We start from the raw sequence: 24,635 nt of genomic DNA, 5'->3' as shown, positions 1-24,635 counted from the left end.
TAGTTCTTCTACTTTAAAGTCCATCGATGATTGATCCACCTGTAGTCCCCAAGCGTAAATTACCACGCTATGGCTTTCATACACATACTGAAAGAGTTAATGGTAGATGGGCAATGATTGGTTTTATTGCATTAGTTCTTTTGGAATTTAAGTTGGGACATGGATTAATGAATTGGTGACAAAATTCCCTAAACTATCAAGTAATGCATCCTTGCTTGGCTTAGGTTCAAAAGATCTTGAAGAATTTGCTCGCCAGGAAGGTGAAAAAGCTTTTCGAGGTAGGCAAATTCATGAATGGATTTATCAAAGAGGGGCAAAAAGTTTAGATTCAATTACTGTACTGCCAAAGAAATGGCGAGATTCATTAGAACATAAAGGAATAAAGATCGGAAGACTTGAGGAAATCAATAGGGTTGTATCAGAAGATAAGACATTAAAATTATTGATGGGGACTATCGATGATGAGATTATAGAAACAGTAGGAATACCAACAGACAAAAGACTGACTGTTTGTGTTTCAAGTCAAATTGGCTGTCCTATGGGTTGCAAATTTTGTGCGACTGGTAAAAGCGGGCTTAATAGATCTCTTAATGTGAATGAGATCGTTGATCAAGTTATTAGTGTCAGAGAAACAATGAATAGGAGACCCACTCATGTGGTGTTTATGGGCATGGGCGAGCCACTTCTAAATATTCGCAACGTTTTAGACTCTATTGAATGTCTGACGAATGATATAGGCATTGGTCAAAGGAAGATAACTGTTAGCACTGTTGGCATACCGGATACTCTCCCAGATTTAGCAAAATTAGCTCAAGAGCGTTTAGGAAGAGTTAAATTCACTCTTGCTGTTAGCCTTCATGCATCTAATCAGACCTTGCGTGAATCAATTATTCCCTCAGCGAGTTCTTATCCAATCGATTCATTACTCAAAGACTGTAAAAAATATATAGAACTCACTGGTAGACGAGTAAGTTTTGAGTATATACTTCTTGGAGGGTTGAATGACAAAGATATTCATGCAGAGCAGTTAGCTGATTTGATGAGAGGTTTTCAGAGCCATGTTAATTTAATAGCTTATAATCCAATTGCTGAAGAAAACTTTAAACGACCAAGCCAATCCAGGGTTAATGGCTTTAGAGAGCTTTTAGAAAATAAAGGAGTTGCTGTAAGTGTTCGTGCAAGTAGAGGTAGAGATAAAGATGCGGCATGTGGACAGCTAAGAAGGCAAACAATCGATACAATAAAAATTAATTAAGCAAGAAAAAAATATGATTTGTGAGATCTTATGAGTGTTATTGATTGGTTTATTTTATTTCTTTATTTAATATTTTCTTTGGTATTGGGGATTTATATATCTCTAAAAAATCATAATGAGGCAGACTATTTTGTTGCGGGCCGTCGTCTGAATGGTTTGCTTGCAGGTATGTCTATGGCTGCAACAACGTTCTCGATTGATACTCCTCTTTATGTGGCAGGCATTATTGGAACTAGAGGCTTGGCCGGAAACTGGGAGTGGTGGAGTTTTGGACTTGCACATGTGGCTATGACAGTTGTATTCGCTCCACTTTGGAGGCGTAGTGGAGTATTAACTGATGCTGCCTTCACTGAATTACGTTATGGGGGCAAATCAGCTGCTTATTTAAGAGGTATAAAAGCTTTCTTGCTTTCTGTTCCGATTAATTGTATTGGGATTGGTTATGCATTTCTGGCAATGCGTAAAGTGGCTGAATCATTAGGTGTCGTGGATGGACATATTGTGTTTGGCCCCTTTACTGACACGATACTTCTAATGTTTTTAGTTGCTTTGTTTTTGCTTGTTTACACTGTTGTAGGTGGCCTTTGGGCAGTAGTGGTAAATGATTTTATACAACTTGTATTAGCTCTTTTAGGCGCGTTTGCTGTTTGCTTTGTAGCGCTTGATGCTTCAGGTGGTATGACCGAATTATTAACAAAGTTAGAGGCATTAGATCGACCTGAGCTCCTTTCTTTATTTCCATGGACATTTAATAAAGATGGTTTCAAGTGGTTGGATAGTTCAGGAATAAGTATTACTACTTTTTTCGCTTTTATTTCTTTACAGTGGTGGAGTTTTAGACGTAGTGATGGTGGTGGGGAATTTATTCAGCGTTTATTGGCTACTAAAGATGAAAAACAAGCAACTTTGGCAGGAATAGTTTTTTTAATTGTTAATTATCTTATTCGTAGTTGGCTTTGGATTTTAGTTGGCTTGGCTGGTTTAGTTCTCTTGCCTCAACAAGCTGACTGGGAATTAAGTTATCCAAACCTCGCTATTACATATTTGCCACCTGTTGGACTTGGATTAGTCGTGGTTTCATTGGTTGCTGCATTTATGAGTACCGTAAGTACTTCAATTAATTGGGGAGCAAGTTATCTTGCTCATGATTTATATAAAAGATTTGTGAGGCCATCGGCTGGCCCTAAAGAAATGATTCTTATAGGCCAGGTTGCAAGTATTTTATTGCTGCTAATTGGAGTCGTCACGGCTCTATTTAGTAACAGTATTGGTTCAATGTTTAGACTTGTTATTGCAATAGGTACAGGACCAGGTGCTGTCCTTGTTCTTCGGTGGTTTTGGTGGCGAGTTAATGCTCTAGCGGAGCTTTCCGCAATGTTGAGTGGTTTTTTTATAGGCTTAATTACCTCAGTCTCGCCCTATTTTATAATTGAAGATTTTGGAAAAAGACTCTTATTTACCACTTCATTTACTGCTGTAATTTGGTTGCTTACTTTATTTTTTACTGAGCCAGAGTCTGAGGAGACACTCAATCAATTTGTGATGCAGGTAAACCCCCCAGGTCCTGGTTGGAAAACAATAAGGAAAAGTCTGAATATCAATCCGGTTGACAATTTTTCTTTGATTGGATCTCGATTCGTTTTAGCCTCAGGAATTCTCTATGGTGGATTAATTAGCATTGGGGCTTTCTTATTGCATCAAGAAAGGAGCGCTTGGATTGCGCTTTTAATTTTTGTGAGCTGTGTGTTTTTAATTAAGAAAACAAAACTAATGACTCAAAAAGTTGACCCTCGATAGCCAAATGGTCAAAATTTAGAGCAGAATAGAATTCTAATTAATTTGTAACTTTGGGTTTTTTACGAACAACTCTTTTCCCTATTTTGATTGTTGCTCTTTTTGCTGTTGCTTTGTTCGCTGTTAGCGCTCGTATATGGCTCCCCGGGGATATGCTTGCTCCAGCACCAATTAATTAGTTTGCTCTTCCTCTGTCAGAGCTATGAATGATGAAAATCAAAAATTAAGTGAAAAAGGGTTGGCTAATTTGGCCATAGACCCTGATCTTTTGGCTAGAGAATTAGCTGCTCAATTGGCAGGAGATCCTTTAGATGAAATTGAATTAGATAAAATTGATGGAGAGCAATGGAATTCATCAAAAGAATGTGATGTTGCGTTGAAATGGCTGCAATCCGGAAATAATGAGAGACTCCAGGGCTTAAGAGTCTTTTGCGAACATAGAGACCCGAGAGCTCTGCCATTCTTATTGCCTTTACTTGACGAGCCATCTCCTGTCGTCAGGATGAGTGCTGTTTATGCTTTAGGGAGAAATCCTTGTCCACAAGCTATAGATCTTCTGTTGCATTTATTGAGATTTGATAGTAACGCTTATGTGCGTAAAGCTACTGCATGGAGTCTCGGCAATTACACTGACGCTCCAGTACTAGAACCTCTGATTAATGCATTAAAACAAGATGTCGCTGCCGTGAGATTATGGGCATCCAGCTCTTTGGCAGAGGTTGGACTAAATTCAGCAGAGAGCTCTTCCCCAGCAGCGAATCAATTACTTGAAAGTTTGCAAGTAGATGGTGAACCAATAGTTAGAAGTAACTGTATTTGGTCTTTAGGCCGCCTTTATGAACTTTTGAGTCCGGGAATCCAAATTCAAATAGTAGAAACTTTTATTTCTGTTTTATTAAATGATAGAGAGCCTTCTGTCAGGTATGAGGCCAGGACAGCTTTGGAGCAATTGGATAATCCAGAGGTACAAAAAAAATTAAAATCACTGATTGATGATGGTCAATTGGTTTAATTTTTGGTACAAAAACAATTCGTTGTAATTAATAATTCGCGTTTCTAGAGTTTTTTTCTATATCATGCGTGACTTAGGGCTTCAATTTTATGCCACAACGCACATTGCGCTTTAAAATCCGACAAGATGGACGTGTTGAAGAAACCGTTGAAGGTCTTATTGGTGAGGCATGTATTGATTTAACTGAGAAGCTTGAGGAAGCCTTAGGCACCGTTGAAAGGAGAGAGCCAACCTCTGATACCTTTCTTCGTGAAAACGTTCAAAAACAGACAATTACTGCAGAAATCCACTGATGTCACATTTCAGCACAGTCAAAACTCAACTTCGTAAGAAAGAGTTCCTTAAACAGGCTCTAATAGACTTAGGTTATGTCCCCAACGAAGGTGAAAATCTAGTTAGAGGTTATAGAGGTCAAACGGTAAAAGCTCAAATGACTGTTCAGATGAGTAAAGGAGCAGACATTGGATTTCGTTGGAATGAAGGCTCAAAATCATATGAACTTGTAACTGACCTTGATCTCTGGAAACAATCAATACCAATTGAGAGATTTTTAGCTCAGGTCACTCAACGTTATGCTCTAAACACTGTTCTTGATTCAACTTCTCAAGAAGGATTTCAAGTGTCTGAGCAAAAGCAAAATTTAGATGGATCAATTGAATTGGTAGTTACTCGTTGGGATTCCTAAGACTGTTTTGAAAATTGACTTTTGATCCTAGAGCTGCTTTTGAAACTAGGTCTATTGAATATCAGCCTTCAAATGATATTTATGATCCAAATGTTGCATACGAAGCACCTAATAATGAAGATTTTGAGCTTAGTGGTAGAGATCCAGTCCTTGGAGGGAAGTTAAGGGAAAAAGCAGTTTGGGTTGATGAGAGGAAATGCATCGGCTGTACATACTGCAGTTCAGTTGCTACTAACACTTTTGCAATGGAGCCAGAACAAGGGCGAGCAAGAGCTTTTAGGCAAGATGGAGATAGTGATGAATTAATACAAGAAGCAATTGATACCTGCCCTGTCGATTGCATAGATTGGGTTTCTTTTGAAGACTTAATTAAACTGGAAGAAGTTATAAAAAATCATCATTTTAGGAATTTAGGTTTACCACCGGTTACTTGATTTTGAAATATAGAAGTGGCAAGAATTAAAGATAGTAAAAACAATTCAATACCTAGAAGAAGATTTGGGCGTACAGAAATTCAGATGCCAGTTTTATCTCTTGGAGGGATGCGCTTTCAACAAAGCTGGAAGGATTTAGATCCTAGAGAGATTAATAATCAAGAACAAGAGATCTTGCAAAAAACCATTAAGCATGCGTCTCAAAAAGGTATGCATCATATAGAAACTGCTCGTCATTATGGAACATCAGAACGTCAGATAGGCTGGGCCTTCGGCCAAATCGATGACCCAAAAAGAATATTACAAACGAAAATACCACCAAATATTGATCCTTCTATATTTGAGCAAGAACTTGAGTTAAGTATGAGTAGATTAGGTTCCAAGAAAATAGATTTATTAGCTATTCATGGTATTAATCTTCCTGAGCACTTAGATATGACTATTCGTCCTAATGGATGTCTAGAGGTTGTTCGTCGTTGGCAAAAAGATGGTCTTGTTGGTCATGTTGGTTTCTCAACTCATGCAAACGTTGAATTGATAATTAAAACAATTGAAACAGGATTTTTTGATTATGTTAATTTGCATTGGTATTTCATTCGTCAGGAAAACGAAAGAGCTTTACAAGCTGCGGATGCTAATGATATGGGGGTTTTTATTATAAGTCCTACTGATAAGGGAGGTCACTTACATACACCGTCGTTGAAACTTTTGGATTTATGTAGCCCTTTGCATCCAATAGAATTTAATGATCTATTCTGTTTGAGTGACAAAAGAATTCATACATTAAGTGTTGGAGCTTCAAAGCCTGAAGATCTAGATATTCATTTAGGTGCAATCTCTAAACTGGATATAATGCATGATTTGATTAATACTATAGATAAAAGATTATTTGATGCCTCATGCAAGTCGCTTGGAGAGTCATGGTTGACTACCTGGAAAATAGGTTTACCTTGTTGGGACCAAACTCCAGGAGAGATTAATATTCCTGTTCTGCTATGGCTAAATAATTTATTAGAGGCTTGGGATATGGAAAGCTTTGCTAAAGATCGTTATGGTCTTTTAGGCAGAGGAGGACATTGGTTCCCAGGCTCAAACGCAGATTGTTTGGATTGTGAAGTGAGCGAGGATGACTTGAAAAAAGTTTTGATTAATAGCCCGTGGAGATCTGAAATACCTTTCATACTTAGAAAATTGAAAAACAGATTGGGGGGAGAAAGAAGAGATAGATTATGGGGGGTTTAGTAACCTAAAGGCTGTTTTTTGGGTTTGCCGATAGATCTTGGATATTGATTGGGACATTTATTAAGAGAACTAATCCTAATAATATTCCTAATACCGCGATTATTAGGGAGTACGAATTCATGTGTTCGTTGGATCTTTGCATTTAGTTCAGTTAAAGCTTTTTTTAGTATTTGTTGCTCTGCTTCGCTCCACCCTCCTTTAAATATGAGTGCTTGACCTGTCGAATTTAAAAAAGGCACCAGATATTCTGCTACTACATTTGCAGAAGCAACTGCTCTTGCAATGGCATAGTCAAAATTACTTCGAAGGATTGGATCCCTTCCTGCTGTCTCAGCTCGTTCAGTTACGACTGTTATACGAGAATTCAATCCAATTTCTTTAGAAACTTCTTTCAGAAAAGTCGTTTTTTTACTTGAAGAATCTAAAAGAGTAATATTTGAATTTGGCATTGCTATAGCTATGGCTATACCAGGAAATCCACAGCCAGAACCAATATCTATGTATTTATGAGAAAGTTCAGGGTGCTGAAGTTCTTTATGCAGTGGCAACAAACTGTCACATACTTGTGCAGTCCAGAAATCATCTCCATCAACTAAGCGAGTAAGGTTGGTCTTCTTATTCCATTCTTTAAGTAACTCTTGTAAATGGATAAATTGAGCTAATTGTTTTTCACTCGGCACCCATTTAAGCTCATTCCATATCGTGAGATGATTTGCTTTTTTGTTGTTTTTATCAGCAGACATTTTAAATTGTTTTTTGAAATAGTCAGTCCTGAGATATTTATATAAAATCTATACATTATTAGATCATATTTTCTTTAGTTGACCCCTTCCTCTAATTGTTACGAACTGCTTGGTGTTGCTACCTCTGCTAATAACGCAGAGCTTAGAAAAGCTTTCCATCAATTAAGTAAGCAACTTCATCCGGATACGACATCTTTGCCAAGTGATGAAGCGACAAGGCAATTCCAAAATGTTTGTGAGGCTTATGATTTATTAAGTGATCCTGTCTTAAGGGCAAACTATGACTTATTTATTGAAAAAGAGAATAATCTTATAAGGCAGAAAAATGAAACTTATTTAGAGAAGATACAACCTGTACAATTTTCAAAATCGATAGGAGTTAGGAGACCATTATCAGGAGGAGAACTGTTTTCGCTTCTTCTTTTAATTACCTCCATTTTCTTGAGCCTTGCATTAGGTGTGCTTATTGCTTTTTTAAGAGGCGGAAACTTGAATTTTGTTCCAAGTTGGCTGATGCAATCTTAATTTAAGGCAATAATTATATAGCTAAGCGCTTAGAAACTTGATAAGAAAAATTCTAGAATAGGGAATTTAACCCCTCTTGGATTCCAAAATAGCATTTTTCTAGTTCTTCATCGGTGATACAGAGTGGTGGCATTAGATAAACTACATCTCCTAATGGCCTAATGAAAACACCAACACTCAATGCACTTGCTTTCATGATTTTCCCAACGTAACTTAAATACCCTTTTTTACCTTTCACTTTAATATTAAAAGCAGCAATGGTTCCTGTAATTCTTGGACATTCAATTCTTGGATCTTTAACTATTGTTTGGAGATGAGGTAGATGACGTGACTCAAAATCCAAATATTTTTGAGGGGAGTTTTCTAAAAGATCTAAGCTTGCATTTGCAGCTGCACAGCCTAAGGGGTTAGCTGTGAAACTATGACCATGCCAGAAAGTTTGCTTAGGATCTTCTCCCAGGAAACCTTCAGAAATCCTTTTGCTTGACATAGTCACTCCCATCGGTAGGAATCCACCAGTTAACCCTTTTGAGAGTGATATAAGGTCTGGTTTTAATCCTGCTCTTTGAAAAGCGAATAGTTCTCCACACCTTCCAAAGCCAGTTAATACTTCATCTGTAATTAGTAAAGAATTAGCCTGACGAATTCTTTTTTCCACTTCAACTAAAAATTCTGAACGAACCATTCGCATCCCTCCAGCCCCTTGCACTAATGGCTCAAGAATTACTGCAATAGTTGGTGTCTTCAAGAGCTGATCAAGGGTTTCTAAAACCTCCTTTTCTCGTCTTTCAAAATTTTCATCGCCCCACCATGTCTCAGGCCAAGGGACTCTACTAACAGGAAATAGCATTTGATCAAAAGGCTCGCTAAATATATTTCGTTCGCCTACTGCCATTGCTCCAAATGTATCTCCATGGTAGGCACCTTCGAATGCAATGATTTGAGATCTATTGTCACCTTTATTTTTCCACCATTGACGAGCCATTTTTAAAGCTACTTCTACTGCTGTAGAGCCATTATCTGAAAAGAATAACTTTTCTAGACCTGTTAATTTACTTAGTCGATTAGCTAATAGCTCAGCTTGAGGATGAGTAAAATCTGCAAAGATAATTTGTTCTAATTGCTCTGCTTGAGTTGCGATAGCCTTAGCAATATATTCATTTGCATGACCATGAAGAGTGACCCACCAGCTACTTATACCATCGATTATTGGAGCTCTGCCTTTAGGAAATAAGAGGGCTCCTTTGGCTTTTTCAACCAATAATTGAGGCTTAGAGGATGTAAGTTGTGTGAATGGTGGCCATATATGAGGATTCTGAATAGTTTGATTTGAATTTTCTTTCTCATTCATCAAATTTAGTTTTCCCTCTTAATTCATTTAACTTGATTGAAGTCAAAATAATCTTTTGATTAAGAAAAAAATAAAATTTTAATTTCGAATGTATTTTTTAAGCTTTTGATCTAATTGCTGTTTATTCCACTCTTCTGAAAGTACTTTTGCGTTGACTTCGTCAAAGATAGGAAGACTTGCAAGAATTTTAGTATCTCCAAATTGCTCTAGAGTCTTCGGATTGTCTTTGTGTGAAGGGCCGTTTAATACTATTCCCAATACATCTAAATTTCTATGTTTCAAGGCTTCTAGACTTAATAAGGTGTGATTGAGAGTGCCAAGACCGGTCCTGGCTACAAGAATTATTGGTGCTCCCCAATCCTTTAATTGGTCTATTTGTAACCAATCCCGATTTAAAGGAACCATTAAACCACCTGCAGTCTCGATGATTATTAATTCATCTAAGTCAGGTAATTTTAAATTGCTTGGTTCAATAAAACCAGACTCTTGCTCTGCAGCCCAATGAGGAGAGACAGGAGCCTTGAATTTATATCTTTCAGAAAGATAGCGGTTGGGTTCAAGATTTAAGAGATTGCAAACAGTTTGGGTGTCTGTACCTTCCTCTGTTCCACTTTGAATGGGTTTCCAGTAGATACCTTTAAGACCTTGAACGAAAAAACTACTAACTATCGTTTTACCTACATCTGTATCTGTACCACAGATAATAATTCTTTTTTTGAAAGCACTCATCGCTTTATTAATAAAAACTGAATTGACCAACTAAGGCTTACTTGTTTATCCTTGTTGGAGATTGGCCAAAAAGACAATAGATGTCGCCAATCTGAAACACTTAATTGATCCTTCTGACTACTTTGTGCTCCGACCTTGATCATCGGTTTTAATAAAGAGGTAGCCTTCTTCGCTGTTTGTTTGATAACTTCAATTTTATTATATAAAATACTTTGTTTCGGTACGACTCTAATTAGTGAGTCGTATGATGGTAAATCAAGAGCCGTACATGTTAAATTTGCCTTTTCTGCGGCTTCAGACCATTCTGGAAAACTTCCCTTTATTGGGATCGCTAAAGCAATCCATCCATCTAAACTTAGAGAATTCAACCATTCCTTAAGTTTTTTTTGTGGATGATTAAGCCAATGTAAAACAAAACTTGAAGCTAATAAATTCGGTTTTTCAGACCACTTAGGTAACCCATTATTTAAATCCCAAAGTTTTTTAACACTCTTGTCTGAATGTTGATCAAGCATCTTTTTAGAATTATCCAATCTCACTACATATTGGTTTGGATGTAGATCTTCTAATGATTGAGCGAGTAGTCCAGTGCCAGTGCCAAGATCAATCCATAGTCCATGTTTAATTGAATGATGAGAACATATTTTTGCAAGTTTTAAAGCAGTACTTTTTTGAATTGATGCTGAATCGTTATAACTTAATGCAGCTTCGTTGAAGTTTTTATTAACTTGGCTAGACCATGTTTTGTGCATGATCCAATTCTAGCCAGTGTTTGACTTTTTTGATATTTTTAATTTTTGTGATGGAATGCCCGTCGTCTTGAAGGTTAATTGTTTTGGGTACGGTCTCAAGGTGCTTTATTAAATCTTCAGCTAGCTTTTCTTTAGTTTGATTAGTTAAAATATAGTCTTGTTCACTGTTAACAATAAGTACTTTAGTGGAACTCTTTAAGCCAATTGGAAGAGAATCAGAATTCATAAGAAGTTTTAAATCATTTTTTAGTCTTAACCTTCCTGAATCTGAAATCTGAAGGAGGTTTGATTCGGATGACTTAACATCTATGTAATTAGGTTTATAAGCTTTTATATGAAATTTCCTTAACATAGCTGCTTCGTTAGGTGTATTAATTGCATTCATCATCCTGTTGAGTGCCAGCTCTATATGGCGGTTCTCTTTGTTAATTGGAATAAAACGACTAAAACTATTGATTAATACAACATGAGTAGCTGAGTATAAAACTTCTTTATCTATCAAATGTGAACCAAGAGAGTGACATATAGCAACTCTTTTAAGTTCGAATTGATTTGAGTTGTGATTCCATTTGGGGTTATGAGGACGTATCTCTTTATATCCGCGTTCAGAAGTTTGCCATTCCCAATCACAACTTTTAAATACCTTTTCCCAATTTGACCATTGATGACTATCACCAGCCCAGCCATGCATGGCAATTATTTCTTTCATTTGTTTTTAAGAACGTCGATAAGTCTTTCGAAGGCCTGTACGGGAGTATTTCGTCTGATCACTATCCTGAGTCTAGATTTACCTTCAGGAACAGTTGGTGGACGGATCGCAACAGTTAGAAGGCGTTGTACCTCAAGTCTCTTTTGATAATCCATGGCTAATTCGTCTGAACCTAGAATTATGGAGATTATTGGACCTCCCCCAACAGGACGTTGCCACCCAATTTGAGACAATCTTTCTCTTAAGGCTATTGATTTCTCTTTCAGTTCGCTACCCCAGTTAGGGTTGCTTTCAATTAAATTTAACGCCGCTAAAGCACTTGCACAAAGTGGAGGAGCTAAAGCAGTTGTATAGCGAAATGCCCCAGAGTTTTGTATTAAATTTTCTCCTGTTATCTTGTCTGTTGCTAGAAATGCTCCCCCACTTCCAAATGCTTTACCAAAGGTCCCACTGATAATTGATATAGGTTCTTTGAGTCCAAAAGATTCTCCTCTTCCTTCTGGGCCCATAACGCCAAAAGCATGAGCTTCGTCTATCAATAACTTTGAATCATACTTAATGCAAAGCTTTGAAATTTCTTTTATGGGTGCTGTTGTACCCTCCATACTAAAAAGGCTTTCAGTAATTACTAAAGGCTGTTTTTTAGGATTGCTTTGTCTGGATTTTTTTAAAAGTCTTTCTAGGTCAGATAAATTGTTGTGCTTGAATCTAGTAAGCTTTGCTCCACTCGCTTTTACTCCAACGAGCAGAGAATGATGTATCAGGCGATCACAAATGACATGAGTGTGACGATCAGTGAGTGCTAAAACCGCAGCCAGATTAGCCTGAAAGCCACTCGGGTAAATTAGGACAATCTCACGATCAAGCCATTGGGCAAGCTTCGTTTCAAGTCTTTGATGAATATTTCTACTACCAGTAATAAATCTTGATCCTCCAGAACCAACCCCATCAGTTTCTAAGGATTGTCTAGCTGCCTCAATTAATAATGGATGTCTTGCCAGATCTAGATAGTCATTACTCGCTAGGTCAATTAACGTTATTTGATTTTGATTTTCATCTACACCAATCAATTCTGATGATCTTTTTCCTGGAACCCAAGTCCTCAATTTACGAATTCTAGAGTTAGGGATTGCAGGCATATTGTTATTTTGCTTTCTATATTTAAAGATTTGGGTGTTGGCTTAACATTTTTTCTTTGGTTTCTTGATTGTATTATGTATCCACATCAAAAATCATGTGGTCATAGAATATTCCCCTAGGATTTAGCAATGACTTCATCAGAAAGAGATACGTCTGAGAACGAAATCCTCCAAAACAATTTAAATCCAAAGGAAATCTTTCCTTTTGCATTAGATGAGTTTCAACTTAAAGCAATTGACTCACTCAATCAAGGGCATTCTGTAGTTGTTAGTGCTCCTACAGGATCAGGAAAAACCTTAATAGGGGAGTATGCAATTTATAGAGCGATTTCTCATGGAAATAAGGTGTTTTATACAACCCCCTTAAAAGCTTTATCTAACCAAAAACTCAGAGACTTTAGGAATCAATTTGGTTCAAGCAATGTGGGTCTTTTAACTGGTGATTTAAGCCTGAATAGAGAGGCTTCGATTCTTGTTATGACTACTGAAATTTTTAGAAATATGCTTTATGCAGCAGCAGATAGAAATGATGACCCTCTACTTGAGATAGAAACTGTTGTCCTTGATGAATGTCATTACATGAATGATGCTCATAGAGGGACAGTGTGGGAGGAATCAATTATTCATTGTCCTAAATCCGTTCAGTTCGTTGCTCTATCGGCAACCGTTGCCAATGCAGGTCAATTAACTGACTGGATTGAGCAAGTTCATGGACCCACAGATTTGATATCTAGTGATTTAAGACCAGTTCCCCTAGAATTCAATTTTTGTAGTGCGAAAGGTCTTCATCCATTACTCAATGAAAAAGGAACTGGATTACATCCAAACTGTAAGATTTGGCGCCCAACAAAATCACATAAGAAGAGAGGAAACTTATCCAAGCCTACTCAGCCTGATTCTCCTTCACTGGGATTTGTGATATCGAAGTTGGCAGAAAGAAATATGTTACCCGCTATTTATTTCATATTTAGTCGTCGTGGTTGTGATAAGGCTGTGAAAACGATAGCTAGCACTTGTTTAGTGAACCAAGAAGAAAGAAAATCAATTCAAGATCGATTTCAAAAATATACAATTTTGAATTCAGAAGGTTTGAGAGATGATTTACATATCAAAGCTTTATTTAATGGAATCGTATCTCATCATGCAGGAGTTCTTCCTGCCTGGAAGGAGTTAATTGAGGAATTATTTCAAGAGGGATTGATAAAGGTTGTTTTCGCAACTGAAACCTTAGCTGCAGGAATTAATATGCCGGCGAGAAGCACAATTATATCTACTTTGTCGAAGAGATCCGATAATGGACATCGTCAATTAATGGGTAGTGAATTCTTACAAATGGCTGGTAGAGCTGGAAGAAGAGGTCTTGACTCTAGAGGCTATGTGGTTACTGTACAAACTCGATTTGAAGGGGTTCGAGAAGCTGGTCAATTAGCTACCAGCCCAGCCGATCCATTGATTAGTCAATTCACGCCCAGCTATGGCATGGTATTGAATCTATTACAGCGTTATGATTTAAACAAATCAAAAGAATTGATAGAGAGAAGCTTTAGTAGATACTTGGCGAGCTTGGATTTGGTTGAAGAAGAAGAAGAGTTATCCAGATTAAAAGAGGAATTTAAAGAGTATAAAACTTTTTCAGAAGACATACCATGGTCAGATTTTGAAAGATATGAGAAAATCAAAAGTCATCTAAAGGAAGAAAGAAGACTATTAAAAATCCTCCAAAAACAATCAGCAGAAACCTTATCTAATGAATTGATCTTAGCCTTAGAATTTGCAAATAATGGAACCCTCATAAGTCTGAAGACATCACAGTTACGAGGAAAAGTTACACCTGCAGTCATTGTTCAAAAAATACAAAAAGGTGATAGACAATCTCAATTGTTATGCTTAACAGATGACAATATTTGGATACTTATTGCTTGTAAGGAAGTTGTTAGTCTTTATGCTGAATTAACTTGCTTAGACGTTTCACATCTTATAACTCCTGATATTAGTAGATTAGGTGAAATACATCATGGTGATTTACTAAGTAATGAAACAGCTTCAATAATTTCAAATTTGGCTAAGAAAAATAATATGAGAACGGCTCAATATGACCTTGCTAGTGAAGTTTTATCTCAAGCTAAATTAGTTAAATCTCTGGATGATGAATTATTGATTCAGCCAGCTCATCGATGGGGTGATAAGAAAAAATTAAAGAAGCATAGACGAAGAATGGATGAACTAGGTATTGAAATACATGAACGTGAACAGATGCTCTACGACAGGTCTAATCGTCACTGGGAAACTTTCTTATCACTAATTAAAGTACTAAACCATTTCGGATGCCTGGACGATTTAAATCCAACTGAAATCGGCAGAAGTATTGGATCTTTAAGAGGTGAAAATGAGTTATGGTTAGGATTGGTTTTGATGAGTGGACATCTTGATGAACTAACACCCGTAGAATTAGCTGGTGTTATTCAGTCAATTGTTACTGAAGTAAATCGTCCTGATTTATGGTCTGGATTTAATCCTAGTTCAGTTGCAGATGAAGCGTTTAATTATTTATCAAATATTCGAAGAGAGTTGTTTAGAGTTCAAGAAAGATTTGGTATTGAAGTCCCGATCCTATGGAGTTCAGAATTAATGGGTTTAGTAGCAGCCTGGGCTCGAGGAAGTACTTGGACGGATTTAATTTCAAATACTTCCTTAGATGAGGGGGATGTCGTAAGGATTTTAAGAAGAACAAATGATTTTCTTTCACAGATTCCCTATTGCGAGTGTGTGAGTAGGCAACTCAAAAATAATGCCAAGGCAGCGATGAAACTAATGGATAGATTTCCAGTTTGTGAAGCTGAAGATATTAATCAAGCAAAAGAGAAAAATCATGAACTTATTAACCCAGCTACTGAAAGACATAATTTAGATTGAAAAACCTTATTTTTTAATCATCTCCAATCATAGATTTCGGATTAGTGAGATTATCAAATTCTTCTTGATCAATATAATTTAGTTGACTGGAGGCTTCTCTTAGACTTAGATTTTTTTCATGGGCTAATTGGGCAATTTTACTAGCTTTTTCATATCCGATTGATGGCGCGAATGCAGTTACCAACATCAGAGAATTATCTAGATATTCTTGGATTTTCTCTTTATTGGGTTGAATACCTTCAATCATATTTTCTCTGCAACTCTTACATGCATTTTGAATAAGGTTGATGCTTTTTAAAATGTTGTAGCCAATAAGTGGTTTATAAACGTTCATTTGTAGATGTCCTCCACTACCTGCAATTGATACTGAAGTGTCCATACCAATTATTTGCGTACACACCATTGCCATCGCTTCGCATTGAGTAGGATTTATCTTCCCTGGCATTATTGAGCTGCCAGGTTCATTAGCTGGTAGCTGTAGCTCTGATAATCCAGCTCTAGGGCCACAAGATAAAAGTCGAAGATCATTAACAATTTTGAGAAAAGTTATGGCTAATAATTTTAGTTGAGACATTATATTTACAAGACCATCATGACTAGCCATAATTGCAAATTTATTAGCTGCAGTCTCAAAAGGTAAATTTGTTTTTTTAGCAATATCAAGAGCAATTAAACTATCGAAATTCTTAGGAGTATTAAGGCCAGTCCCAATTGCGGTTCCTCCAAGAGGAAGTGGATAAAGTTCCACGAGGTTGATTTCAATACGTGCTAAAGCAGTTTCTAATTGAGTAGCCCAAGCAGAGACTTCTTGTCCAAGAGTTAGAGGTACTGCATCTTGAAGATGAGTACGCCCTATCTTTATAATATCTTTCCATTCTTTACTTTTTTGATGGAGTACATCAATGAGTTTTTTTAATTCAGGTATTAGGGTGTCTTTTAATGATACTATTGTGGCTATTTGGATTGCAGCTGGAAAAACATCGTTTGTTGATTGAGAGCAATTGACATGATCATTGGGATGTATTGGATCATGACTACCTAATGGATTATTTAAACGTTTTGAAGCTATATTACAAATCACCTCATTGACGTTCATATTGGTTTGAGTCCCACTTCCTGTTTGCCAAACCTTCACAGGGAATTGATCATTATGTTTCCCTTCAATAATTTCTAAACTTGCTTCGGTAATAAATTGTGTGGTTTCTGTATTTATTAGGCCTAGATGATTATTAACTTGAGCAGCAGAGGCTTTTATGTGAGCAATTGCATGAATTATTTCGAGTGGTATAACCTCATCACCAATATCGAAATTTAATATTGATCTTTGCGTCTGAGCTCCCCATAGCGCATCCTTTGGAACATCAATCGAACCTAGGCTATCTTTTTCAAGTCGTTTCATATTGGACATTGATCTTGTGTTGAGGACTTTTAAGTTTCCTAGGGAAGAGAAACTTATAACTATAGATTTTAGTTGAATCTAGTTCTATTACCTTTTTAGAGTTTATTCGCTGATATTAATTGATTCAGTTTTGATAGTTAAATACCAAGTCTTTCCCAAATAACTCTCAAATTGGACTGATGTAATTCGGTTGAAAAACAGTCAGAAAGTTTTTCTGTTGAGAGACTATTCATTACTTCTGGATCATTCTCAAGGTTTTTTTTGAAATTACCTTCGTTTTGATTCCAGGCTAAATGAGCATTCTTTTGTACTAGTCGATAAGAATCTTCCCGACTCATTCCATTCTCAACTAAAGCTAAAAGAACTCTTTGACTAAAAACTACTCCTCCATAAATGTTCAAATTTTTCAGCATATTATTTGGATAAACCCCAAGACCTTTAATTATTGCGGTCATTTCTGTGATCATGAAATGAAGAGTAATAGATGTGTCTGGCAGCATTAATCTTTCATTGGAGCTGTGGCTTATGTCTCTTTCATGCCATAGAGCTACATTTTCAAGAGCTGCAACTACATAACTTCTTAAAACTCTGGAAAGACCACTTACTCGTTCACTTCGTATAGGATTTCTCTTATGAGGCATTGCAGAGCTTCCTTTTTGGCCTTTAGCAAAGTTTTCCTCTACTTCAAGAACATCCGTTCTTTGAAGGTTTCTAATTTCTGTAGAAAAACGATCTAATGAAGATCCAATCAAAGCAAGAACCTGCACATAATTAGCATGCCTATCTCTTGAGATGACTTGAGTGCTAGCAGTATCAATCTCAAGCTCCAACAGTTCGCAAGTCATTCTTTCTATTTCTGGATCAGTATTGGCATAAGTACCCATGGCACCGCTAATTTGCCCAACCGAGATGTCTTTCTCAAGACTGTTTAGCCTTTCTTTGTTTCTGAGAGTTTCAGCTAGCCATCCCGCCAACTTGAATCCAAAGGTAATAGGTTCTCCATGGATTGCATGAGAACGTCCAATCATTACGGTTTCCTTATGCTGCTTTGCTAAATTTCTAATAGCTTCTTCAAGTAACAAAAGCTCTTTTCTTAAAAGCTTGACTGATGACTTTAATTGAAGTGCCAGACCAGTATCAAGGACATCGCTACTTGTCATTCCAACGTGTATGTAACGACCGGCATCCCCAACATATTCATTTACATTTGTTAGAAAAGCAATTACGTCATGGCGAACTTCCTCTTCTATTTCGAGGATGCGTTCGGGTTTAAATCTTGCCTTTGTTCTAATGGATTCCATTGCATTGTGAGGGATTTTCCCTAATTTGCAATTAGCCTCACATGCGGCAATTTCAACATCAAGCCATGTTTGGTACTTGGCTTGATCAGACCAAATATTTCCCATCTCTGGGTTTGTGTAACGCTCAATCAAAGTGCTACAAAGTTAAAGGTTGCTTTAATTTATATCCTCAAGGTCAAGCTGACTTGAGTCTATTGTGTTCAACTTCCCAATGGACATATCTTCCCCAAGCTTGCTGCCTTACCCTGCATCTTCCTCCTTTGCAATTAATTACTTGAAAGGGGGGCAAATCATTTGGTTGATTTGCAAATATTGCAAAACTTCCTGGAGGTAGCAATTCAAGCACTTCTCCAGTTTGTTTTTTTGAGGTTAGATGAAAATGACCATGGCTAGATAGCTCATTTTCATTAGTTGGATGCCTGAGCTTTTTAGACAAAACCTTTGGTCAGTTGTATAGATTCTCTATTGAAAAAGAGGATAAGCTCGTGTTCTGCGGTTTTTGTTCCGTTTCCTGTTTGTTTTTGTAAACAAATGACTAAAAAATCGCGATTAGATCTTCACTTGCTGACTAAAGGGTTGGTGAAATCTCGTCAAGAAGCCCAGAAGCTTATCAGAGCTGGCAAAGTTAAGACGATCAATGGTCAAATTTTAGATAAGCCTGGCCAAGAAGTTTTAAAAGATCTTGAGATAGAAGTTACGCAGCCTTTGAGATATGTATCTAGAGGGGGTGATAAGTTGGCTGAAGCGTTTAATCAATTTCCTCTAGATATTAAAAATAGGGTTTGTTTAGATGCTGGAATTTCAACTGGTGGTTTTACAGATTGTCTTTTACAGTTAGGTGCTTCAAAGGTCTATGGAGTTGATGTTGGATATGGCCAGACCGCATGGAGTATCAGAAATGATCCAAGAGTGGTTCTTTGGGAACGAACAAATATTAGGCATTTAACTCCTGAACAATTATTTAATGATGGCGACCCAATACCAGATTTTGCAGTTGCAGACTTATCTTTTATCTCTCTAAAAATTGTTTTGCCAAGTCTGAAATCTCTTCTTCAAGCTAACCGATCTGAGTTGGTTGTATTAGTGAAACCTCAATTTGAGGTTGGCAAAGATAAAGTTGGTAAAGGTGGTGTGGTTCGTGATCATACTCTTCATGCTGAGGCTATTGAGGGTGTCTCGAACGAATCTAAAAAATATGGATGGTACCCAAAAGGATTAATTGCATCACCTTTAAAAGGTCCTGCTGGTAATCAGGAGTATCTTCTTTGGATGGATGATGAAGTTAAAGGAAGTATTGAAATCGAAAAATTGGTGAATGTTTTTTTCGTTTAAAGAGCTGTTTCATTGCTGTCGCCCGTTCTAATTCGAACAACGGAATCAATTGGACTAACGAAAATCTTTCCATCACCTATCTCTCCTGTCTTGGCAGCATCAGCAATAGCTTTCAAAACAACGTCTGCTTTTTCATCTGGAACTACTACTTCGATTTTGAGCTTTTGCAGAAACTCAACGGTAAATTCTGAACCTCTATATCTCTCAACTTGACCTTTTTGTCTCCCAAACCCCCTTACCTCGCTTACCGTCATACCAACAATACCTGCATTTACTAATGCAATTTTTACATCTTCCAACTTAAAAGGTCGGATTATTGCCTCTATCTTTTTCATCTCGCTTTTTGTAACTACATTAATATTAGAGAGTTTTTATTAAATTTTGTCTATTTGACTTAGAGATTTGATGAAATTTATATTTAAACCACCCGTAAGAGCATCTTCACAAAGCATTTCTGCATCTTTGGTAGGAATTATTACTAGACCATTACTGATTGTTTCCCAATGGTCTGATTCGAAATGAGTTTGTAGCCAAAGGATTCCATGAACACTTGTTGGTTCTATTTGAGTTCCATTACGTTTTTCAAAAAGACTAATGTCCATATAAATTTTTTAGTTATCTCTATTAGGGGGGATAGCGAGGATTCATTTTGTACTTAATGATACAAATCAGCTTTTTGGCATTATTTCGGCGATTTTTGATTAGAAAAATTTATTTAAAGTTTCAATTTTTAATCAAGCTTCTATGTAGTCTGAGCTTTCAACGCAATTAAAATGTGATTAGACAAGATAAAGACATCAAAGAAGAAATTATCTATGGGGAGAGGGAAATAGAGGCTGGGAAATTAATTTGTTTCCCAAATCCAAATATTAATAGAGATTATGAAATTTCAATAGATTTCCCTGAATTCACATGTAAGTGTCCTTTCTCAGGTTATCCTGATTTTGCAACTTTGAGAATTAAATATCAACCAAATACTAAGGTTATAGAATTAAAAGCATTTAAACTTTACTTAAATAGCTTTCGAGAAAAGAAAATATCTCATGAAGAAGTTACAAATAAAATAATCGATGATTTTGTTCGAGTTTCCGATCCTAAGTGGATTCAATTAGAAGCTGATTTTAATCCTAGAGGTAATGTTCATACAATCATTAGTGTCTGCCATGGGAAAAGAAATAATTTAGAGCTAATTCTCTAAAAAACTAATAAATTCTGGAAGTTCTTTTGAGAGACCAGATAGATTTCTATTACTTAAGCCACCTATATAAATAATAGATTTTTCTTTTTCATGTAAGATCCAGATTTTCTTAGTGGAAATAATACTAAGTGAACCTCCAATAAGTACTATTGCAAAACTGGTATATACAAGAGGTACTCCAGGGTCACGCTTTAAGAGTAAACCACTACTCGGGATTATGCTTGTTATTTTTATTAAAGTCTCTTTGACTTTTTCTGCCTTATTTGTATTTAATTGCCTAAGTAAAGTACCATCACTATCATAAATATTTACTGGGCCTAGTTCACTCTCTACTGTTAATAAAATTGGCTCTTTACCATCTTTTTTCGTAGGTATAATTGTCCCCCAAACTTGTTCACCCAGAGCAGGAATAGGTTCTATTGGGATTTGTAATTGAGGACTATTTTCAATTTTAATAGTTATTGCCGCTAAAGACCAGTCGGCTTGATATAATGTTATCCCTTTGTATCTTAATGGATAGTTGACACTAATTTCTTTTGATTGATTAATTCCATTTGGATCAATAACATTGACTATTGATCTATACTGCTCTGCTCTTCCTTGAGGATCTCTTTCTATTTGAAAACTTTGCAATTCGATAGTTAACCCTTTCTCTTCATTATTGTTTAATAAATCTATTGATCTGCCAGGGGCTAAAAACTTCTCTATGGTTTTTCCATTTAATGATCCATATGTTGCTCCAATCATTAAAAGGATCATGCCTAGATGAATTAATATGGGCCCTAATCTTCCTATAACTCCTTTGCGAGCAGCTATCCTTCCATTGGTTTCTTTGATATCCCAACCTTGCTTTTTTAAATTAATTTTAACTTTTTCTAAGCTTACCGAGTAATTATTAGTAACGATTGTTTTAGCAATAGCAAGTTTTGCTATTTGGCGAGGTGATTTATAATCTATCCAGTTTAGTGCTGATTTAAGTATAGGCAATTGTCTTCTAAAACTGCAAACTGCAAGGGCTAAGCCAAGCCAAATGAGTAAGAATAAAAACCAAAAACTTGTATAGACATGATTGAATTCAAGAAGTAGCAATATATTTCCATTAATTATTCCAAGAAGAGGATTTTTATTGAAATTATCGTAATAGAATTGATCTGATTCTTGTTGTGGTATGAAAGTTCCAGCTGCACATGAAACAGCTATTAATAATAATAGTAATATCGCAATCTTTAAGCTAGAGAGCCAGTTTAAAACTTGGCTAATTTTTTTCATCTATTTTATGTCCAAACAGAAATAAGGCTCATAAGCCCTATTGTTAACAAAATCACTCCACTAATTGGTGGAACCCATTTCCCAATAGGTCTTAACGATAATAATTTTGGAATACTTGCTGCAAAAGTACCTGCTACAAATAAAGGAACAATTTGTCCAATAGCAAAACTTCCAAGAAAAATTGTGCCACTAAGAGGATTTCCTTGTTTAGCCACCCAGGCGAGAAGAACTGCTAGAACAGGTGTAGTACATGGCGAGGAGGCTAATCCAAAAGCAAAACCTGCTGAAACTGGTGCGAATGCCGGAGGAACTTGATTTGTCCAAGTTCCAGGGTCAGGACCAGATGGAAGTTTGAATTTAAAAATCCCCAGTAAATTAAGACCCATAATTATTGCTAAAAAACTTATGAATATTGAAAAGAAACCTGGTAATTGACCGTAAATTTTACCTAAAAAACCGCTTAGACTGCCTAAGAGCACTAGCGAAAGAACTATACCGCTGCAGAAACTAATAGTTTTTTGTAAAGGGTTTTGATTATTTTTAAATCCAGCTAAATATGCAACTGTTATTGGCAAAAGTGACAATGAACAGGGCCCCAAACTAGTCAAAAGTCCTCCAACAAAGACTATCAGAATTGTTAGGGGGGTTGGATTATTGAGCCCATTATTAATTAACTGCTCGCCATGACGAGTCAAATCAGAGAAAATTAAACTTATAGAAGAAATGTTCAAAAAGAGATTTGCCACTCTAAATTCTCTCTATAGATTATCTAGTTAAAAGTCTCTTTGAGGAATTTTTAATTAATAAATCTGAAGATTCAACTGAGGTCCTGACCAATAAGGCAGCTATAAGTAAGCTGGAAATCAATGAGTTGCCCCCATAACTAATCAAAGGGAAGGGTAGACCAGTTGTAGGCATTGCACCTGAAGAAACTGCTATATGCATAATTGATTGGCCAACAAGAATAGTTCCTGATCCAATAGAGATTAGTTTAGAATAATTATTTCTACAATTAATAGATATCTTAAGGGTTAAATATGCAACTACAAGTAGAAATGATAAAAGTAAAATAGATCCAAAGAATCCAAATTCTTCAGCAAAAACAGCAAATATAAAATCAGTACTCCTGTAGGGCAAATATTGTAATTTTTGCATTGAAAGACCATAACCCTCTCCGAACAGACCACCCGAACCAATAGCATAAAGGCTCTGAATTAATTGATATCCACTTCCTTGTGGATCTTTCCATGGGTTGATAAATGACATGATGCGACTTTGCTGATAGGCATTGAAAAAAATGCTTATTGAACCAATAAAAAAGCCGGATATTGCAGTGTTAAAAAGATATCGGAATTTAATACCAGATGCTAATGCAATCATCCAAAGCAATATTCCTATTAATGCAGCGGTGCTTAAATTTGGCTGTTTTATAATTAATACAATTATAGATGCAAAAATAGTTAACCAAAAAATTTTTTTTTCTGAATTTATTCTTTCCCATTGACCAAAAAGCTTTGCACTTTGAAGAATGATGAAAGGTTTGATTAACTCTGATGGTTGAATTTGTATTGGGCCGATAATCAACCATCGAGTGGACCCATTAACAGTACTACCGAAAAAGCTTGTTGATGCAATTAGGATCATACCTATAAAAAGGCATGGTCCTGACAGTCTAAGCCAACTTTTTAGATTAATATTTATAGCTATGTAGAAAATGCTCCAACTGGTGATCAGCCAGATTAGTTGTCTTTTTATGTAGTAGGCGCCTTCACCCATTTCTCTAGTTGCTACCCACCAACTAGCTGATCCAAGAATAAAGATTCCAGATATGCTCCAAAAGGCAATTAATCCCATGATCAAACGCCCCTCCTTTGGCCAGAGAGACCAAGGCAGTGGAAGAATCTTGTTGTTTATTAAAATACGGAGATAATCTTTTGATTCGTGAGTATTTTCCCTTCTGTGTTCTGAATGAATTTTCTTCTTAGAAATATTACTCAAAGGATGTTTTGCTTATAAACCATTGAGCCGTTTAATTACTATCTTGCCAAGTATTTAAATGTATTTAATTTACTTTTTTATGGAATTGCAGAAAAATCAAGAAGATTTTTATAAGTTCAAAGTTAATTGTTAGTTTTTAGAAACAAAATGAAGAACAAGATAGAACAATCTCTAATTATTTAAATTTATATCATCATGATTAAATTTTTAAAGAGACTGCATATTGATTTAGACTTAGATAACTAAAACTTTGTTTAAAATTTTTGCATAAGTTCTTAGATTAACCAAATTTTCATTTTATTGGTAAAAATTTTTTTGTTTTGATGCAAGTCTCGTGATAGATTCCCCGGGCCTTTGCAGAGAGCTTAGGTGTCTTGTTTGCGAAACAACTTCTCGCTATCACTAATGAACTCCAGTAGGAGGAATTTTCGTGGCATCTGAGACTGTTGAAAATTGCTCAAGTCATAATCCTCTTCTGGATATTGATTCATCGGACTCATCGTCCGAAGTCAAATCAGACGAATATCTTGAACTTCAATTTCGAGTATTCCGTCTGACATTTTTATTGACTATTTTTTCTGTTGGCATAGCAGGTTTCTTTTGGGGAATCCAAGCTAGTTCAAGCCTATTCATTGGTGCTTTATCGGGAATTTTTTATTTTCGCTTGCTTGCTCGCGGAGTTGGAAAACTAGGTACTTCATCAAAAATGGTCGGTAAAGTCCAGTTGTTAGTTCCGGTCCTTTTGTTTTTGGTATCTTCTAGATTCCCTCAACTTGATTTAATTCCGGCTTTATTAGGATTTTTGCTTTATAAACCAGCGTTAATTATTCAGTTTCTATCAATGCCATAGGTGCT

General features: G+C 36.3%; 28 protein-coding genes. 14 read left to right on the top strand and 14 right to left on the bottom strand.

The window, feature by feature from the left end:
* The first annotated feature begins 26 nt into the window (after positions 1–26).
* The 9 genes from O5637_RS05795 (at position 27) to O5637_RS05755 (ending at position 6,422) form a co-directional block, all read left to right on the top strand.
* Complete coding sequence (locus O5637_RS05795; RefSeq protein ID WP_038654151.1) at positions 27–179, top strand: high light inducible protein; 153 nt, start codon at positions 27–29, stop codon at positions 177–179.
* Entirely contained in the window at positions 176–1,255 is a 1,080-nt protein-coding gene (rlmN, locus tag O5637_RS05790) for a 23S rRNA (adenine(2503)-C(2))-methyltransferase RlmN (protein WP_269603331.1), read from the top strand. Before O5637_RS05795 ends, rlmN begins: the two co-directional genes overlap by 4 nt.
* Positions 1,256–1,285: 30 nt before the next feature.
* Complete coding sequence (locus tag O5637_RS05785; RefSeq protein WP_269603329.1) at positions 1,286–3,052, top strand: sodium:solute symporter family protein; 1,767 nt, start codon at positions 1,286–1,288, stop codon at positions 3,050–3,052.
* 50 nt (positions 3,053–3,102) lie between these two features.
* Entirely contained in the window at positions 3,103–3,228 is a 126-nt protein-coding gene (locus O5637_RS05780) for a hypothetical protein (RefSeq protein WP_269603327.1), read from the top strand.
* Between the two features lie 23 nt (positions 3,229–3,251).
* A complete protein-coding gene (locus tag O5637_RS05775) occupies positions 3,252–4,061 on the top strand; it encodes a HEAT repeat domain-containing protein (RefSeq protein WP_269603326.1) in 810 nt (269 codons plus the stop codon).
* Positions 4,062–4,150: 89 nt separating this feature from the next.
* The gene (locus O5637_RS05770; RefSeq protein WP_269603325.1) at positions 4,151–4,354 is read left to right on the top strand and encodes a DUF2997 domain-containing protein; all 204 of its coding nucleotides are present in this window, start codon (positions 4,151–4,153) and stop codon (positions 4,352–4,354) included.
* Positions 4,354–4,746 carry a DUF1257 domain-containing protein gene (locus tag O5637_RS05765; RefSeq protein ID WP_269603323.1) on the top strand — a complete coding sequence of 131 codons (393 nt, stop codon included), beginning with the start codon at positions 4,354–4,356 and terminating at the stop codon, positions 4,744–4,746. The genes O5637_RS05770 and O5637_RS05765 overlap by 1 nt, the downstream gene beginning before the upstream one ends.
* A 14-nt stretch (positions 4,747–4,760) precedes the next feature.
* The gene (locus O5637_RS05760) at positions 4,761–5,180 is read left to right on the top strand and encodes a ferredoxin (RefSeq protein ID WP_269603321.1); all 420 of its coding nucleotides are present in this window, start codon (positions 4,761–4,763) and stop codon (positions 5,178–5,180) included.
* Positions 5,181–5,195: 15 nt separating this feature from the next.
* Positions 5,196–6,422, top strand: a complete 1,227-nt coding sequence (locus O5637_RS05755) for an aldo/keto reductase (RefSeq protein WP_269603319.1) — start codon at positions 5,196–5,198, stop codon at positions 6,420–6,422.
* Here the strand turns inward: O5637_RS05755 and rsmG are convergent.
* On the bottom strand, positions 6,419–7,165 hold the full coding sequence (gene rsmG / locus O5637_RS05750; protein WP_269603318.1) for a 16S rRNA (guanine(527)-N(7))-methyltransferase RsmG: 747 nt from the start codon (positions 7,163–7,165) through the stop codon (positions 6,419–6,421). The genes O5637_RS05755 and rsmG overlap by 4 nt on opposite strands.
* A 78-nt stretch (positions 7,166–7,243) precedes the next feature.
* Between rsmG and O5637_RS05745 the strand changes: the two genes are divergently transcribed.
* Positions 7,244–7,690, top strand: coding sequence for a J domain-containing protein (locus O5637_RS05745; protein WP_269603317.1), 447 nt, complete (start codon positions 7,244–7,246; stop codon positions 7,688–7,690).
* Between the two features lie 52 nt (positions 7,691–7,742).
* On the opposite strand, the gene bioA is transcribed toward O5637_RS05745, so the two are convergent.
* The 5 genes from bioA to O5637_RS05720 form a co-directional block, all read right to left on the bottom strand.
* Entirely contained in the window at positions 7,743–9,041 is a 1,299-nt protein-coding gene (gene bioA / locus O5637_RS05740; RefSeq protein WP_269603316.1) for an adenosylmethionine--8-amino-7-oxononanoate transaminase, read from the bottom strand.
* 78 nt (positions 9,042–9,119) lie between these two features.
* Positions 9,120–9,770: a dethiobiotin synthase gene (gene bioD, locus O5637_RS05735; RefSeq protein WP_269603315.1), complete on the bottom strand. Its 651-nt coding sequence runs from the start codon at positions 9,768–9,770 to the stop codon at positions 9,120–9,122.
* Complete coding sequence (locus tag O5637_RS05730) at positions 9,767–10,522, bottom strand: methyltransferase domain-containing protein (RefSeq protein ID WP_269603313.1); 756 nt, start codon at positions 10,520–10,522, stop codon at positions 9,767–9,769. Before O5637_RS05730 ends, bioD begins: the two co-directional genes overlap by 4 nt.
* Positions 10,503–11,231 (bottom strand): alpha/beta hydrolase, encoded by a 729-nt coding sequence (locus O5637_RS05725; RefSeq protein ID WP_269603311.1) that lies wholly within the window; start codon positions 11,229–11,231, stop codon positions 10,503–10,505. Before O5637_RS05725 ends, O5637_RS05730 begins: the two co-directional genes overlap by 20 nt.
* A complete protein-coding gene (locus O5637_RS05720) occupies positions 11,228–12,370 on the bottom strand; it encodes an aminotransferase class I/II-fold pyridoxal phosphate-dependent enzyme (RefSeq protein ID WP_269603309.1) in 1,143 nt (380 codons plus the stop codon). The genes O5637_RS05725 and O5637_RS05720 overlap by 4 nt, the downstream gene beginning before the upstream one ends.
* 129 nt (positions 12,371–12,499) lie before the next feature.
* Here O5637_RS05720 and O5637_RS05715 point away from each other — a divergent pair, with 129 nt between their 5' ends.
* The gene (locus O5637_RS05715; protein WP_269603307.1) at positions 12,500–15,283 is read left to right on the top strand and encodes a DEAD/DEAH box helicase; all 2,784 of its coding nucleotides are present in this window, start codon (positions 12,500–12,502) and stop codon (positions 15,281–15,283) included.
* A gap of 13 nt (positions 15,284–15,296) precedes the next feature.
* Here O5637_RS05715 and O5637_RS05710 read toward each other — a convergent pair whose 3' ends face one another.
* The 3 genes from O5637_RS05710 to O5637_RS05700 form a co-directional block, all read right to left on the bottom strand.
* Entirely contained in the window at positions 15,297–16,691 is a 1,395-nt protein-coding gene (locus O5637_RS05710; RefSeq protein WP_269603305.1) for a class II fumarate hydratase, read from the bottom strand.
* A 128-nt stretch (positions 16,692–16,819) separates the two neighbouring features.
* Complete coding sequence (gene purB / locus O5637_RS05705) at positions 16,820–18,115, bottom strand: adenylosuccinate lyase (RefSeq protein ID WP_269603303.1); 1,296 nt, start codon at positions 18,113–18,115, stop codon at positions 16,820–16,822.
* Between the two features lie 43 nt (positions 18,116–18,158).
* Complete coding sequence (locus O5637_RS05700; RefSeq protein ID WP_269603301.1) at positions 18,159–18,419, bottom strand: hypothetical protein; 261 nt, start codon at positions 18,417–18,419, stop codon at positions 18,159–18,161.
* A gap of 95 nt (positions 18,420–18,514) precedes the next feature.
* Here O5637_RS05700 and O5637_RS05695 point away from each other — a divergent pair, with 95 nt between their 5' ends.
* Complete coding sequence (locus tag O5637_RS05695; protein ID WP_269603300.1) at positions 18,515–19,315, top strand: TlyA family RNA methyltransferase; 801 nt, start codon at positions 18,515–18,517, stop codon at positions 19,313–19,315.
* On the opposite strand, the gene O5637_RS05690 is transcribed toward O5637_RS05695, so the two are convergent.
* Both O5637_RS05690 and O5637_RS05685 read right to left on the bottom strand, forming a co-directional pair.
* Positions 19,312–19,650: a P-II family nitrogen regulator gene (locus O5637_RS05690; protein ID WP_269603298.1), complete on the bottom strand. Its 339-nt coding sequence runs from the start codon at positions 19,648–19,650 to the stop codon at positions 19,312–19,314. The two genes, O5637_RS05695 and O5637_RS05690, sit on opposite strands and share 4 nt — an antisense overlap.
* 39 nt (positions 19,651–19,689) lie before the next feature.
* Entirely contained in the window at positions 19,690–19,917 is a 228-nt protein-coding gene (locus O5637_RS05685) for a hypothetical protein (protein WP_269603296.1), read from the bottom strand.
* Between the two features lie 173 nt (positions 19,918–20,090).
* Between O5637_RS05685 and queF the strand changes: the two genes are divergently transcribed.
* The gene (gene queF, locus O5637_RS05680; RefSeq protein ID WP_420063709.1) at positions 20,091–20,513 is read left to right on the top strand and encodes a preQ(1) synthase; all 423 of its coding nucleotides are present in this window, start codon (positions 20,091–20,093) and stop codon (positions 20,511–20,513) included.
* On the opposite strand, the gene O5637_RS05675 is transcribed toward queF, so the two are convergent.
* Genes O5637_RS05675 through O5637_RS05665 form a run of 3 tightly spaced genes read right to left on the bottom strand, consistent with a single transcriptional unit; the run spans position 20,502 to position 23,780 of the window.
* Positions 20,502–21,782, bottom strand: coding sequence for a cytochrome c biogenesis protein ResB (locus O5637_RS05675; RefSeq protein WP_269606856.1), 1,281 nt, complete (start codon positions 21,780–21,782; stop codon positions 20,502–20,504). The two genes, queF and O5637_RS05675, sit on opposite strands and share 12 nt — an antisense overlap.
* A 5-nt stretch (positions 21,783–21,787) precedes the next feature.
* Complete coding sequence (locus O5637_RS05670; RefSeq protein ID WP_269606854.1) at positions 21,788–22,528, bottom strand: cytochrome c biogenesis CcdA family protein; 741 nt, start codon at positions 22,526–22,528, stop codon at positions 21,788–21,790.
* Between the two features lie 19 nt (positions 22,529–22,547).
* Positions 22,548–23,780: an FtsW/RodA/SpoVE family cell cycle protein gene (locus O5637_RS05665; protein ID WP_269606852.1), complete on the bottom strand. Its 1,233-nt coding sequence runs from the start codon at positions 23,778–23,780 to the stop codon at positions 22,548–22,550.
* Positions 23,781–24,210: 430 nt separating this feature from the next.
* Between O5637_RS05665 and O5637_RS05660 the strand changes: the two genes are divergently transcribed.
* Complete coding sequence (locus O5637_RS05660; protein ID WP_269606850.1) at positions 24,211–24,630, top strand: ATP synthase subunit I; 420 nt, start codon at positions 24,211–24,213, stop codon at positions 24,628–24,630.
* The last annotated feature ends 5 nt before the right edge of the window (positions 24,631–24,635 follow it).

Source organism: Prochlorococcus marinus str. MIT 0917 (genome assembly GCF_027359575.1).
Lineage (GTDB): Bacteria > Cyanobacteriota > Cyanobacteriia > PCC-6307 > Cyanobiaceae > Prochlorococcus_B > Prochlorococcus_B marinus_D.
Note: the sequence above shows the minus strand (reverse complement) of the source record. Positions and strands in the feature narration are given on the sequence as shown.